Genomic DNA, 12,347 nt, shown 5'->3' on the forward strand with positions numbered 1-12,347 from the left:
AAAAATGCAACACTTGTATCTTATAATTATCTATGTATCATATTTCATATCATACCAAAGCGAATGAGCATCGATATGAAATGGATTACCCGCGAACGCCCGAAGATCGACCGGATCGCTTGTCCCTGGCTGATTGCCCGTTTCATCGATAGCGAGCCGGAATTCCTCTATGTGCCAAGCGGCCAGGTTCTTGAAATCGCCGGGCGCACCGGGGCCATCCCCTATGACATTCCGGGGGTTAAGTTCACCCATGCCGGAGAGAAATGCAGCTTTGATGCCTTCCTGGAGCAATACGCACTGACCGATGGCGCGCTTCAGCAGTTGGCCAGGATTGTCCGGGGTGCCGATACGTCGCGGCTTGAATTGACACCGCAGTCGCCCGGCCTGTTGGCCATCTCACTGGGGCTCAGCGCGCTCTTCACTGATGACCATGAGATGCTGCGGCATGGCATGGTGATGTACGACGCATTGTATGCCTGGTGCAGAAGCGGGCAGGACGAAAACCACTCATGGCCACCACGCCCCAGCTAGGGCGGTTTCGTGTCATCGACACTATTCCATGAAATGCTCAAGACTCTTTGGCGGCCGATAGGGCTTGGCTCCTGGTGGGCGTGCCGTGGCGCGCTGCAATGCTTTCGCGAAGCAGAGCTTGCCTTCCTGGGTATCCGGCCGAAAGCCTTTCTCGGCGCAATCCTCCCGGATTCTGGCATGGTAGCTGCGCTGCCACTCCTCGGTACTGCATCCCGAAAGCAGGAGGCTTATGCCGATCACAATGGCGTAGCCGCGCATTGGCACGATTGAGTGGCTTTTTATCATTCTCGACTGCCGACAATTCTTGCCAGAAGGGGAATACCAGCCGCAGTCTCGAAAAGTGGCTGCTGCAAGGCATCCTCCAGCATTTCGAGGGCCTGGCGTTGCTGAACGCCCGCCTCATATCTTGCTAGTTCGGCAACACCGATCTCGATATCGGCCGACATCACGGTCGAGCGGTCGAGCTCTCCTAGCTGCACGCCCCGCTGCAGCTGCCGGCGCCGGCCGGTCTGGCTGGCGAGCTGGCTGCTGGCTAATTCCGCCATCCGCATTGAAGCGCGGTGATTGGTCAGCGCCGTGTCGATTGCGGCAATGATCTGGGCCTGCAATGCCGTGAAGCGGGCAGCTGCCTCCTGCCGGCGCGCGGTCATTTCCGCAATTGGGCCCTGATTCCGATTGAAGATCGGCAGTTCGCCGCCAATCTCGAAAGAGTATTTATGATCCCCCTGATCATAGGTATAGCCGGGCCCCAAGGTCAGGTTGGAGAATTGCTTGGCGATCTCCAAACGCAAAGCTCCCTGGGCCGCTTCGTATTCGGCGAGCAATGCCAGCACATCGCTGCGGCTTTCCAAGGCAGTGCGCCGGAGATCTGGGGCCGTTATGGACGCAATCCGCACCTGCGCGGCCGGCATCTCGATCTCCACTAGGCGTGGCTCGATATTCGCCAGCGCCTTCAATGGAACGCCGATTGCCGATGCCAACTTTGCACGGGCCTCTTCGGCCTGACGGCCGGCCTCAGCTGCCGCAAGCCGCAGCTGATTGAGATTGATCCTCTCGCGCGACACATCAAGGGATGTCGCCTCCCCCACGATGAAGCGCCGCTCAAGAACACCGACAAACTCTTCTTGCAGGTCGGCCCGCTTGTTGACCAGATCCTGCCGTCCTTGTGCGGCCCAGAGCGCCAGCAAAGCCGAACGCACCTGCCCGCGGACTTGCCATGAAGCAGTTGTCAGGTCATGGCGTGCCGCCTCCACCATGCTCTCGGACTGGGCAATCCTGGCATCGCGCTGGCCCGTGGCATCGACCAAGAGGCTGACGACAGCACCAATGGTCCAGGGCGATGGCGTGGATACCGTCTGGTTGAAGGATGGCAGCAAGCTGAGGAGTGGATTGGGGCGCTGCTTCGCAGTCTGCACACTGGCTTCCGCAACGGCCAGCTTGGCGCGGGACAACTCAATGTCTGGATGGAAGTACAATGCCGCAAGGGTGAGGTTGGAGAGGTTCCAGTCCCCTGCTCTGGCGCCAGGCCTGGCTGCCTCGATGAAGCGCGCGAGGCGCTGATCATCAAGGCTGCGGGTTTCGAGTACCGCAGCGGTTTCTGCAGCTACAATCGGGCTGGCCTTGTATTCCGCGCAGCCGGCCAGTAATACGGCAGTACCTGCCACCATCCATAGCGCGGCGCTTCCGCGGCCACCCTTCCGGCTCTTATAATCGATCAGTCGCATCAGATTTCCCCTGCATCGGATATGGTATACAGCCGGTACACGACACCGCGCCCCGGCATGGCCTGCTTGATCTCATCAAGCACGGCACCGGCCTCTGCTTCTTGCACGATCACGACAATCTCCACGCCCCGCACCCGGCCATGGACCCGTTCCATGGCCGTGCGATAGGCGATGTTGGCGCCGTAGGCGTTGATATCGCGGATGGTGAAGCCGGCGCTGGCAGCAACCGGGTTCGCCAGCAGGATATCAGCCAGCTTCTCCTCGAATGCCTTCGGCACCAGAAGGGTCAGACATGCTAGTTGCGTTGTCATGCGATGGCCTCGCGGCTGGAAGTACCGAAACGGCGATAGAGGACAGGCAGTACCACGAGCGTCAGCAAGGTGGAGCTGACAATGCCGCCGATCACCACGATGGCCAGGGGGCGCTGCACTTCCGAGCCAGGGCCCGTTGCGAATAGCAACGGCAACAGCCCGAAGGCGGTGATACTGGCCGTGAGCAGCACGGGCCGCATTCGGCGCAAGGCGCCATCCACGACCAGAATTGCCTGGGCGACGCCTTCCTCGCGCAGCTGGTTGAAATAACTGACCAGCACCAATCCATTCAGGACCGCAATGCCAAGCAAGGCGATGAAGCCGACCGAGGCTGGAACCGACAGATACTCACCCGAAATCCAGAGGGCGAAGACGCCGCCGATCATCGCGAACGGGATGTTCACGAAGACCAGCACCGCCTGGCGCACCGACGAGAAGGTGGCGAACAGGATGATGAAGATCAGCCCAAGGGCGATCGGCACCACGATCTGAAGCCGCGCCGCGGCGCGCTGCTGGTTCTCGAATTGGCCGCCCCACTTCAGGCTATAGCCCGCCGGCAGCGGCACATCCTTTGCAACGGCCGCCTTGGCCTCTTCAACGAAGCCGACGAGATCACGGCCCTGCACATTGCTCTGCACGATAGCCATGCGCAGTCCGCTTTCGCGGTCGATCTTCACCGAACCGTCGATCCGCTCCAGGGTGGCTACCGAGGAAAGCGGGATGGAGCGGCCGTCATCAAGGATGATGTTCAGGTTGGAGAACAGCGCGGGCGACTGCCGGATGGCTTCCGTCCCCCTCAGAATGATCGGGGTGCGGCGACCGTCCTCGAGAACGATGCCCAGGTCCTGGCCGACAATCTGCGCCCGCAGGGAGTCGGCAATGTCATCCACGCTCAAGCCATAACGCCCGGCACTCATGCGGTCGACCTTGACGCTGAGATACTGCACGCCCTCGTTCAGCGTAGTGAAGACATCCTCGCTGCCGGATACGCCCTGCAGGCGGGTGGTGATCTGTTCTGCCAAGCGGTTCAGGGTTGGAATATCCGGCCCGAAGATCTTCACCGCGACATCGCCGCGAACGCCGATGATCATCTCCTGCACACGCATGTCGATCGGCTGCGTGAAGCTGTAGGAGATGCCAGGCAGCTGATTGAGTGCCCGGCGCAGTTCGGACATCATCCATTCCTTGTCCTGCTGCCGCCATTCGGCCTCCGGCTTCAGGATCAGGTAGGTATCCGTCTGGTTCAGGCCCATCGGATCGAGGCCCAGTTCATCCGAACCTGCCCGCGCCACGATGCTGATGACCTCGGGAACCTCCCGCATCAGCATCTGATGGATTTTCAGATCGATGGCGGCGGTTTCCTCCAGGCTGACCGAAGGCAGCTTCTCGATACCGACAATAATGCTCCCCTCATCCATGGTCGGCATGAAGGTCTTGCCGATCTGGGTGAAAACGCCGGCGGTGGCGAGCAGAAGCGCCGCGCCGACGATCAGTACCGGACGCTCATGGTTGAGCGCCCAGCGCAAGGTGGGCAGGTAAATCCCCGACGCCTTGCGGACCAGCCAGGGATCGGAATGGCCCTTCCGCTTCAGGATGAAGGAGGCAAGAACCGGCAGAACCGTCAGCGACAACAGCAGCGAGCTGCCGAGCGCGAAGACAATTGCCAGGGCTACCGGCACGAACAGCTTCCCTTCCAGCCCCTGCAAAGTGAGCAGCGGCAGGAAAACGATGATGATGATCGCAATGCCGGACGCCACCGGCACCACAACCTCCTTGGTGGCCCGGAATATGGTATTCAGCAGCGGCGCATTCGCCGCGCCCCGGTCATGCTCAAGATGAGAAACCACATTCTCGACCACCACGATGGCAGCATCGATCAGCATGCCGATGGCGATGGCCAAGCCACCAAGGCTCATGAGGTTGGCCGAAAGCCCGGTCCAGCGCATCAGCAGGAAGGTCGCCAAGGCTGCCAGGGGCAGGGTAAGTGCCACGACGAAAGCGGCACGCCAGTCCCCCAGGAACAGGAGCAGGAGGATCAGCACCAGGACGATGGCCTCGAGCAGAGCTTTCGACACGGTGCCGACGGCCCGGTCGACCAAGCTGCTGCGGTCATAGAATGTCTCGATGGTCACGCCCGGGGGCAATGTTGGCTGCAGCTCCGTCAGCTTCTGCTGCACGGCATTGACAACCTCACGGGCATTGGCGCCCCGCAGGCCAAGCACCAGGCCCTGTACGGCCTCGCCTTTGCCATCTTTGGTGACGACGCCGTAGCGGGTGACGCTACCGATCTTGACGGTTGCGACATCGCCTAGCCGGACAACGCTGGAGCCATTGGACGCCACCACGATGGCACTCAGGTCATCGAGCGTCGCAATGTTGCCTTCGGCCCGGACAAGCAGGACTTCCTCGCCTTCGCTCAGCCGCCCGGCACCATCATTACGGTTATTCGCCTCAATGGCCTTACGGAGCTTCTCCACGGAAACGCCATAGGCCGACATCGCAGCATTATTGGGAACAACCTCGAAGCTCCGGACCAGGCCGCCCAGGGCGTTCACATCGGCAACGCCAGGAAGAGTCCGCAGCGCCGGCCGGATCACCCAATCGAGCAACGTGCGGCGCTCGGTCAGCGACAGATCGCCGCCTTCGATGGTGAACATGAACATTTCGCCAAGCGGCGTGGTGATAGGCGCCAGGCCGCCGCTGATTCCGGTCGGCAAATCCTTCGATATATTGGCCAGGCGTTCCGCTACCTGATTGCGCGCCCAGTAGATATCCACTCCCTCCTCGAAATCGATGGTGACGTCGGTCAGGGCGTATTTGGTCACCGAGCGCACGATCCGCTTGTTTGGAATGCCGAGCATCTCGATTTCGATGGGCGCCGTGATGCGCGCTTCCACTTCCTCCGGCGTCATACCCGGAGCCTTCATGATCACCTTCACCTGAACCGGGGATACATCCGGGTAAGCGTCGATGGGTAATTGCCGGAAGGCATAGGCGCCGCCGGCGATCAACATGATTGTCAGCAGCAGGACAAAGAGGCGCTGCGCCAGTGAATATTCTACGATCCTTCCCAGTTGGGACATTTACTCGCCCCCGCCGAGGCCACGCATCGCGCCCTTCAGGGCAACAAGGCCGCGAACCGCAATCTTGTCTTCACCACTCAGTTCACCCGTGATCATGGTAATGTCGGTCGCCTCATGCTGAACCTGCACGGCGACGGGCTGGTAGCCGCCGTCGATTTCTTTCAGCACGAACACATCGCTGCCCATGCGGACGAGCGAGGCGGGTGGCACATTCCAGTATTTAAGCTCCCGGCCCAGGGCAAATTGCACCCGCGTCTCGACAAACTGGCCAGGACGCAGCTTTGCATTCTGGTTATCAATCTCGGCCCGCACCGTGATCGCCTGGCTGGTAGCATCCACCGTGCTGCCGATGGCAGTGATCTTGCCCTTGGCATCTACGCCCGGAATGATCACCTCGGCGCCCAGTTCAACACGGCTGATCTGCACCGATGGCACCTGCACTTCAAGCCAGAGCACGGAAAGCTGGGCAATTTTCAGCAATGCGCCGCCGGCCTCAATATTCTGACCGACCGAAGCCGCCACCTCGATAACAGCGCCCTCCATCGGCGATTGGACTGTTATGGCACCCACGGGCACCCGGCTTGCCGCGAGCGCGGCAATGGCAGAATCCGCCATGCCGCTCATCTGTAGCGCCAGCCGGCGCTCGACCGTCGTTGCTGTCGCATTCGTGAGTTCGTTGCGGGTGGCAAGTACCTGCTTTGGCGAAACCACACGGTCTTGAGACAGCGCCTGTTCACGGGCAAGCGTCTCCCTGAGGTATTGTTCCTGCGCAACAGACTGGATGTACTCCAGCTGAGTCTTCAGAAGCTCTGGGCTTGCTACCTGGGCAAGCGGCTGGCCTTGCTTCACCATCTGCTCGGGCGCCACCAGCAGGGTTTCGATGCGGCCGCCCATGACGGGCCCCACATGCCTGATCTTCTGCGGCGGGATAACGACGCGGGCAAGAAAGCCCTGGCTGGCAGCACCTGCTGTCTGTGACAGCACCGCAGTCTCGATCCCGACCAGCTTGGCCTGGTCCTTGGTGATCTTGAGCGGCTCGGCCGCGAAGGCGGCCGGATTGCTCAGAATGCCAGCCACCACAATCACCGTGGCGCCCGACAACATTACGTTGCGATAGTTCATTTCTTTCTTCCCGGGTTCGGTCAGAGGACGCGCTTTATCGCGGCAAACTGGCCGCTTGCCTTGAGCGTCACCTTCACTTCCGCCTTGGTGCGGTTGCGCCAGAACCAGCCATGGTTGCCATCGAAGGCCGCCGTAATGGTGCTCTCGTCCTTCGCGACGCCGCGCCCCTTCTTGTAGCTGATCGATTTGCCAAGGGCGTCGCCATGGAGATCGTAGTTCACGTCATCCGTGGCGACCCAGGTATAGGCAGCCTTGTCGCCCTGCTTCATCTCCAGCTTCACTTCCGCCCCCTGGCCAGGCTGCAAAACGATCTCCATCTCGGCGACCTTGGTTGCCGGAGCGGTCTGCGCCTGGGCGGAGCGGATGAAGAAGCTCCCCAAGCTCGAGCGGCGCTCAGGCGCCGGCGCGGCATTCTGCTGGTCGCGGCGGAGATCTTCTTCGGCCTCCTTGGCCAATTGCTGCTTGACCTCGCCCATCTCGGTGAGCCGGAGCATGCGGCCGATGCCTGTCGGATCGATGGCATACTCGGCCGGCAGGACAATCGTGATGAGGATGGCCGCGGCGGCCAGGATCGCGATGATGGTCGAGCGGATCAGCTGCTTGGTGCTGGGAAGCTCGGCGCGGGTCGGCATATCGGTGTTGTACATGGGTGTTCCTCAATGTCTCAGGAGGTGAAATAGCCGGTGAGCTGAAGGCCGATCAGGACGAAGCCTGCGGTCATCATCACCACGTTTGCGGTGTAGGCATGGCGCAGGAAACTGGGCGTCCTGCGCCAGTAGCCCATGGCGATCAGAATGGCGGAGAGCGCAAGAAGCTGGCCGATCTCGACCCCGACATTGAAGGCGAGCAGATTCGGCAGCAGGCCATCTGGCGATATGTCGTAGTCGATGATCTTCGAGGCCAGTCCGAAGCCATGGAACAGGCCGAAGATCAGCGTCACCAGCTTGGTATCGGGCTGGTAATTGAACCAGCGCTGGAAGGCACCGAGATTGTCCAGTGCTTTGTAGACGATCGAGAAGGCGATGATGGCATCGATCAGATAGCTGTTGATGCCGAAATCGAAATAGACGCCGAGCAGCATCGTCGAGGAATGCCCCAGCGCAAAAAGGCTGACATAGATGGCGATCTGCTTCATCCGGTAAAGGAAGAAGATGACGCCGAACAGAAACAGGATGTGGTCGTATCCCGTCACCATGTGCTTGGCGCCGAGATAGGTGAAGGGCAGCAGCAATACGCCGCTTACCTCCTGGATATAGCCTTTATCGCCATCGGCGACGGCATGGGCGAAAGCGGTGCTGCTGACCAGAACAGCGAGAAGGGTGGCCAGAACAGGCATGGATAGCCGGCGGCATATGAATGCCAAGCGCGGCATACCCTTGCAAAAGGGTACTTGCATGGAAATAGACCTTCTTCAGGTAAAAGTGCTCGCAAAAGCGACGGCAATTACGCGAAGAAGATCGGTTTCGGCGGACGGTCGAGGTTGAAGTGGGGTTTGAGGACGCCGAATGAAGGCGGGTCACCCCGCCAATCATGCCCAAACGCGAAGAACATCGACGTCGGAGCCGGCGGAATGCTGGCCGTTACATGGGAGTGATCGGCCGCATTATGGGTGTGCTTATGAGCCGGCTTCTGCGGATTCTTATCGCCGTCTTCCTCGTCATCATCATGGGAATGACCATCATGGTGATGATCGGCGCCCGCGCCAATACTGGCATGATGCGCGGAATCGGTAATGGCCACGCTTGCATGATGTGAGAAGGCAATGCCGATCGCCGACAGGATAAGCGCAACCGTCACCGCAAATGCGATGAAGGGCCGAACTGCTCTCCTGCGCTTCCAAACCAGCATGGGTGCGATCTTAACAGAGGGATATGACAAAGCCAATGACGATTGGTCTTGTCATATCCTCTCCAGGGGGATAGTGTCAAGCCATGAGCGAGCACACACATCTACACGCCACCCATCCTGAAATCGTCAAGCGGCTGCGCCGGGCTGAAGGCCACCTGCGCGGTGTCGTGGAGATGATCGAGGCCGGGCGAGGCTGCCTGGATGTTGCGCAACAGCTCCATGCCGTGGAGAAGGCGATCGGCCAGGCAAAGAAGACTTTGATCCAGGACCATCTTGATCATTGCCTGGAAGACGTGGTGGGCGCATTGCCGCGCAGCCAGCGCCGCACCATCGACGAATTCAAGGAAATCGCCAAATACCTCTGAAATCAGGGGGTGGCGGGAGGCGTTGCCATGCTTCAGATTCTCGCCAACAGAACTTATCGCCATCTCTTTCTGGCCCAGATCATTGCCCTGATCGGCACCGGGTTGGCGACCGTTGCGCTCGGCCTGCTCGCCTACGATCTCGCCGGCTCAGAGGCCGGCGCCGTTTTAGGCACAGCACTCGCCATCAAGATGATTGCCTATGTCGGCGTCGCACCGATTGCCACGGCCTTTGTGGAACGCCTGCCGCGGCGGTTCATGCTGGTTGCCTTGGACCTGGTGCGGGCATTTGTCGCAGTGCTGCTGCCGTTCGTGACGCAGATCTGGGAGGTCTATGTCCTGATTTTCATCCTGCAATCAGCCTCAGCAGCTTTCACCCCGACCTTCCAGGCCACGATCCCCGACATCCTGCCCGACGAGCGCGACTATACCCGGGCTTTATCCCTCTCCCGGTTGGCCTACGACATGGAAAGCCTCGTCAGTCCCATGCTCGCTGCGGCCCTCCTGACCCTTATCAGCTTCCATAACCTGTTTGCCGGCACGGTCGTTGGCTTCCTGGTGTCTGCGGCCCTGGTGGTGTCGGTCAGCCTGCCAAGCCCAAAGCCTATGGAGAAACGTGGCATTTATGACCGGACGACACGGGGTATCCGCATCTACCTGGCAACGCCGCGCCTGCGCGGCCTGCTGGCGCTGACCCTGGCGGTTTCCGCTGCGGGGTCGATGGTGATCGTGAATACCGTGGTGCTGGTCCAGGCGCAGTTCGGCCTCGATCAGCAGGCAACGGCGGTTGCGCTCGGCGCGTTCGGAGGTGGCTCCATGGCCGCTGCCCTGCTGCTGCCCCGCCTGCTGGACCAGATTCCGGACCGGCGCGCCATGCTCGTAGGTGCCGGCATCCTCACCGCCGGCCTAGGGCTCGGCATCGCCGTCCCCAGCTATCTGCTGCTGTTGCCGCTCTGGTTCGTCCTTGGCTTGGGCTACTCGCTGGCCCAGACGCCATCGGGCCGCCTGCTGCGCCGCTCGTCCCAGCCGGAAGACCGGCCGGCCCTCTTCGCGGCCCAATTCGCCCTATCCCATGCCTGCTGGCTGATCACCTATCCGCTGGCCGGATGGTTCGGCGCGAAGATCGGCTTGCAAGCCACCTTCGCGGTTCTTTGCTCGTTAGGCGTCATCGCCATCCTGGCCGCCAGCAGGCTCTGGCCGAGCCGGGACCCGGAGGAGCTTGACCATGTGCACCAGGATCTTGGCCCTGAACACCCTCATCTCGCCGGCGGCACGCATACCTCGGCCGGCTATCGCCACAGCCATACCTTCGTGATCGACAGCCATCACCCGGAATGGCCTTATTCAACTACAAAGCCTTCAGTTGCTAATTCGATAGTCGGTAAAGCAACTTCTGGCCGCGAAAACTCTCACTAGCCAACCCAAAGCCCGTTATGCTGATAAGCCAGCAGCACCCAATCATCTTGCCAAGTCGAAAATTAACCATTTCGGCTTATGTATTTGTTTCTATTGACATATTTCTGTGTTTTGATATACTACTTTTGCGGGTATTCACCTTCAGAAAGAGGCTAAAATGGCAGGCAAACAAGCCAAAGTGTTAACAAGCGGCCAGCTTCGGCTGGCCTTGGGCGAGGCAGGCCGTGGCCGGCATGGCCGGCGCGACCAGGCGATGCTGCTGCTGTCGGTCAAGGCCGGCCTGCGGGCGGGCGAGATCGCCGGGCTGACCTGGGCGATGGCCGAGACCTCGGACGGTCATCTCGGCGACCGCATCGAGCTTGAGGACCGGGTGGCCAAGATGAATAGTGGTCGGTCCATCCCGCTGCACCCGGATTTGCGGCATGTGTTGGGCCGGCTGCGGCGGTATCGGGGCCCAAGCGGCTATGTCATCGAGTCCGAGCGCGGCGGCCCGATGCGGGCAAGCAGCGTGGTGAACTGGTTCCGGGACTTCTACGGCCGGCTCGGCTTTGCCGGCTGCTCGTCCCATTCCGGCCGGCGCACCTTCATCACCCGGGCCGCCCGGCTGGTCTTCAAGGCACGCGGGAGCTTGCGGGATGTGCAGCAACTGGCTGGGCATCGCTCCATCGAGCAGACCCAGCGCTACATCGACGGCGATGGCCATGCCAAGCGGCGGCTGGTCGCCCTGATGTGAGTATGGCTTGAGTAGCCCGGCCAAGTATTTCGGCTGGGATCTGTAGCGGCAGGCCGGCATGGGTTGATCCGGCATGGTCCGAAGTCTCTGAGCAACCCGAATCCCAACTCAACAATCTGGAGTGTTTCATGCGTGGACCGAACCGGTCGCCGCGGATCGCGGCCCTGTGCGTGCTGGGTAAGCGCGCCCATCGTGTAGCCATCAACAAGCCAAGAGCCAGGCTGCTGCTTGCCGCCGCCCAGGCGATTGCGGAAGATCCCGAATGGCATGGCCTGGATGCCTTGCTGTTGCCGGGCGCCTTCTTCCGCGCCTCGGCCTATCTCGGCGGCAAGAAGCACCCTGCCCGGGTCAAGCTGCTCGCCAAGGAAGGCTTCATGCCGGCGGTGCGGGAGGCCGTGGCTATCCTGGCCGAGGCCTCACCCGGCAGCCTGGTGGTCTTCGGGGTGGATTCCGCCTCGCCCCGGCGCTGGGAGTTCGGCGATCAGCTCTGTATCGCTGTCGGAGCCGATGGCATTACCGGCTTGGCCCGTAAGATCATTCCGGCCGACCAGGACACCATCCATTGCAAGCGGGTCTATGTCCCCGCCCTGGTGGACTATGCCTCGCCGCATCGCTTCGTCATCCTGCCAAGCGGCCACAAGGCGGCGCTCTGCTCCTGCTTCGACATGTTCGGCATCTGCGGCGATCCCGGCATGCTGAAGCAGCGCGGCTCTCCGATCCGGGATCTGTGGCTACCGAACGGTAAATGCCCCCGGGTGGAGGAGCCAGGCTTCAAGCCACTCCGGGAACAGGCATTGCGGGAGTGGCAGGCTTTGCTCGATGAGCACCACCCTACCCTGGCACTGGCCGCTATCCATGCCTTCAAGCAGCCGGGCCGTGACGGCTATTGGCAGCGGCATGGCCTGGCGGTGGCCTCGGCAGCCCTGCGGGGCGGCCTGGCGATCGGGGCGGCGCATTTTGAGGCCAAGCTGCCCAGTGCCAAGCAATCGACCCTGGCTGCCATGAACGTGCCGGCTTCCGTGGTGGCGGAGGGCCCGAAGCGCGGTCCGCACCGCGCCATGCCCCTGGCGGCCAAGACCATCCAGGCCGGCAGCCAGGCTGCCCTGCTGCGCCTCTACGGCGCCGAGTAACCCCTAAGCACCAATCAGACAATCCGTCTTCCCTGCGCCCGCCCCGGCCGGCGCCACGCATCCGCTTGCCCATCGCTCAACTGAAGG

The 12,347-nt window shown here is 61.4% G+C and carries 13 protein-coding genes; 5 read left to right on the top strand and 8 right to left on the bottom strand.

Features of this window, described 5'->3' with window-relative positions:
* The first annotated feature begins 75 nt into the window (after positions 1-75).
* A complete protein-coding gene (locus V6B08_RS15300; RefSeq protein ID WP_341982415.1) occupies positions 76-531 on the top strand; it encodes a chromate resistance protein ChrB domain-containing protein in 456 nt (151 codons plus the stop codon).
* 21 nt (positions 532-552) lie between these two features.
* Here the strand turns inward: V6B08_RS15300 and V6B08_RS15305 are convergent, their stop codons facing one another.
* From V6B08_RS15305 to V6B08_RS15340, 8 genes are all read right to left on the bottom strand, one after another.
* Entirely contained in the window at positions 553-789 is a 237-nt protein-coding gene (locus V6B08_RS15305; protein WP_341982416.1) for a hypothetical protein, read from the bottom strand.
* Between the two features lie 23 nt (positions 790-812).
* Positions 813-2,255, bottom strand: a complete 1,443-nt coding sequence (locus V6B08_RS15310; protein ID WP_341982418.1) for a TolC family protein — start codon at positions 2,253-2,255, stop codon at positions 813-815.
* The gene (locus V6B08_RS15315; RefSeq protein WP_341982420.1) at positions 2,255-2,566 is read right to left on the bottom strand and encodes a DUF3240 family protein; all 312 of its coding nucleotides are present in this window, start codon (positions 2,564-2,566) and stop codon (positions 2,255-2,257) included. The genes V6B08_RS15310 and V6B08_RS15315 overlap by 1 nt, the downstream gene beginning before the upstream one ends.
* Complete coding sequence (locus V6B08_RS15320; protein ID WP_341982422.1) at positions 2,563-5,649, bottom strand: efflux RND transporter permease subunit; 3,087 nt, start codon at positions 5,647-5,649, stop codon at positions 2,563-2,565. The genes V6B08_RS15315 and V6B08_RS15320 overlap by 4 nt, the downstream gene beginning before the upstream one ends.
* Positions 5,650-6,771, bottom strand: coding sequence for an efflux RND transporter periplasmic adaptor subunit (locus tag V6B08_RS15325; RefSeq protein WP_341982424.1), 1,122 nt, complete (start codon positions 6,769-6,771; stop codon positions 5,650-5,652).
* A 20-nt stretch (positions 6,772-6,791) separates the two neighbouring features.
* Positions 6,792-7,418, bottom strand: coding sequence for a transmembrane anchor protein (locus tag V6B08_RS15330; protein ID WP_341982427.1), 627 nt, complete (start codon positions 7,416-7,418; stop codon positions 6,792-6,794).
* Between the two features lie 17 nt (positions 7,419-7,435).
* On the bottom strand, positions 7,436-8,107 hold the full coding sequence (locus V6B08_RS15335) for a HupE/UreJ family protein (RefSeq protein WP_341982429.1): 672 nt from the start codon (positions 8,105-8,107) through the stop codon (positions 7,436-7,438).
* Positions 8,108-8,214: 107 nt separating this feature from the next.
* Complete coding sequence (locus V6B08_RS15340) at positions 8,215-8,619, bottom strand: hypothetical protein (RefSeq protein ID WP_341982430.1); 405 nt, start codon at positions 8,617-8,619, stop codon at positions 8,215-8,217.
* 83 nt (positions 8,620-8,702) lie between these two features.
* Between V6B08_RS15340 and V6B08_RS15345 the strand changes: the two genes are divergently transcribed.
* From V6B08_RS15345 to V6B08_RS15360, 4 genes are all read left to right on the top strand, one after another.
* Positions 8,703-8,984 (top strand): metal-sensing transcriptional repressor, encoded by a 282-nt coding sequence (locus V6B08_RS15345; RefSeq protein ID WP_341982434.1) that lies wholly within the window; start codon positions 8,703-8,705, stop codon positions 8,982-8,984.
* Positions 8,985-9,011: 27 nt separating this feature from the next.
* Entirely contained in the window at positions 9,012-10,397 is a 1,386-nt protein-coding gene (locus tag V6B08_RS15350) for an MFS transporter (protein ID WP_341982436.1), read from the top strand.
* 157 nt (positions 10,398-10,554) lie between these two features.
* Positions 10,555-11,130 carry a tyrosine-type recombinase/integrase gene (locus tag V6B08_RS15355; RefSeq protein ID WP_341982437.1) on the top strand — a complete coding sequence of 192 codons (576 nt, stop codon included), beginning with the start codon at positions 10,555-10,557 and terminating at the stop codon, positions 11,128-11,130.
* A gap of 128 nt (positions 11,131-11,258) precedes the next feature.
* Positions 11,259-12,260: a hypothetical protein gene (locus V6B08_RS15360; RefSeq protein WP_341982439.1), complete on the top strand. Its 1,002-nt coding sequence runs from the start codon at positions 11,259-11,261 to the stop codon at positions 12,258-12,260.
* Positions 12,261-12,347 lie beyond the last annotated feature (87 nt).

Source organism: Ferrovibrio sp. MS7, from assembly GCF_038404985.1.
In the GTDB taxonomy this organism is placed as follows: Bacteria; Pseudomonadota; Alphaproteobacteria; order Ferrovibrionales; family Ferrovibrionaceae; genus Ferrovibrio; species Ferrovibrio plantarum.

What these genes read in the sequence shown, in the direction of transcription:
- V6B08_RS15330 (WP_341982427.1), bottom strand. Translation starts at nt 7,418, where the DNA reads ATGTACAACACCGATATGCCGACCCGCGCCGAGCTTCCCAGCACCAAG.
- V6B08_RS15345 (WP_341982434.1), top strand. Translation starts at nt 8,703, where the DNA reads ATGAGCGAGCACACACATCTACACGCCACCCATCCTGAAATCGTCAAG.
- V6B08_RS15320 (WP_341982422.1), bottom strand. Translation starts at nt 5,649, where the DNA reads ATGTCCCAACTGGGAAGGATCGTAGAATATTCACTGGCGCAGCGCCTC.
- V6B08_RS15335 (WP_341982429.1), bottom strand. Translation starts at nt 8,107, where the DNA reads ATGCCTGTTCTGGCCACCCTTCTCGCTGTTCTGGTCAGCAGCACCGCT.
- V6B08_RS15350 (WP_341982436.1), top strand. Translation starts at nt 9,012, where the DNA reads ATGCTTCAGATTCTCGCCAACAGAACTTATCGCCATCTCTTTCTGGCC.
- V6B08_RS15310 (WP_341982418.1), bottom strand. Translation starts at nt 2,255, where the DNA reads ATGCGACTGATCGATTATAAGAGCCGGAAGGGTGGCCGCGGAAGCGCC.
- V6B08_RS15340 (WP_341982430.1), bottom strand. Translation starts at nt 8,619, where the DNA reads ATGCTGGTTTGGAAGCGCAGGAGAGCAGTTCGGCCCTTCATCGCATTT.
- V6B08_RS15325 (WP_341982424.1), bottom strand. Translation starts at nt 6,771, where the DNA reads ATGAACTATCGCAACGTAATGTTGTCGGGCGCCACGGTGATTGTGGTG.
- V6B08_RS15360 (WP_341982439.1), top strand. Translation starts at nt 11,259, where the DNA reads ATGCGTGGACCGAACCGGTCGCCGCGGATCGCGGCCCTGTGCGTGCTG.
- V6B08_RS15315 (WP_341982420.1), bottom strand. Translation starts at nt 2,566, where the DNA reads ATGACAACGCAACTAGCATGTCTGACCCTTCTGGTGCCGAAGGCATTC.
- V6B08_RS15305 (WP_341982416.1), bottom strand. Translation starts at nt 789, where the DNA reads ATGCGCGGCTACGCCATTGTGATCGGCATAAGCCTCCTGCTTTCGGGA.
- V6B08_RS15355 (WP_341982437.1), top strand. Translation starts at nt 10,555, where the DNA reads ATGGCAGGCAAACAAGCCAAAGTGTTAACAAGCGGCCAGCTTCGGCTG.
- V6B08_RS15300 (WP_341982415.1), top strand. Translation starts at nt 76, where the DNA reads ATGAAATGGATTACCCGCGAACGCCCGAAGATCGACCGGATCGCTTGT.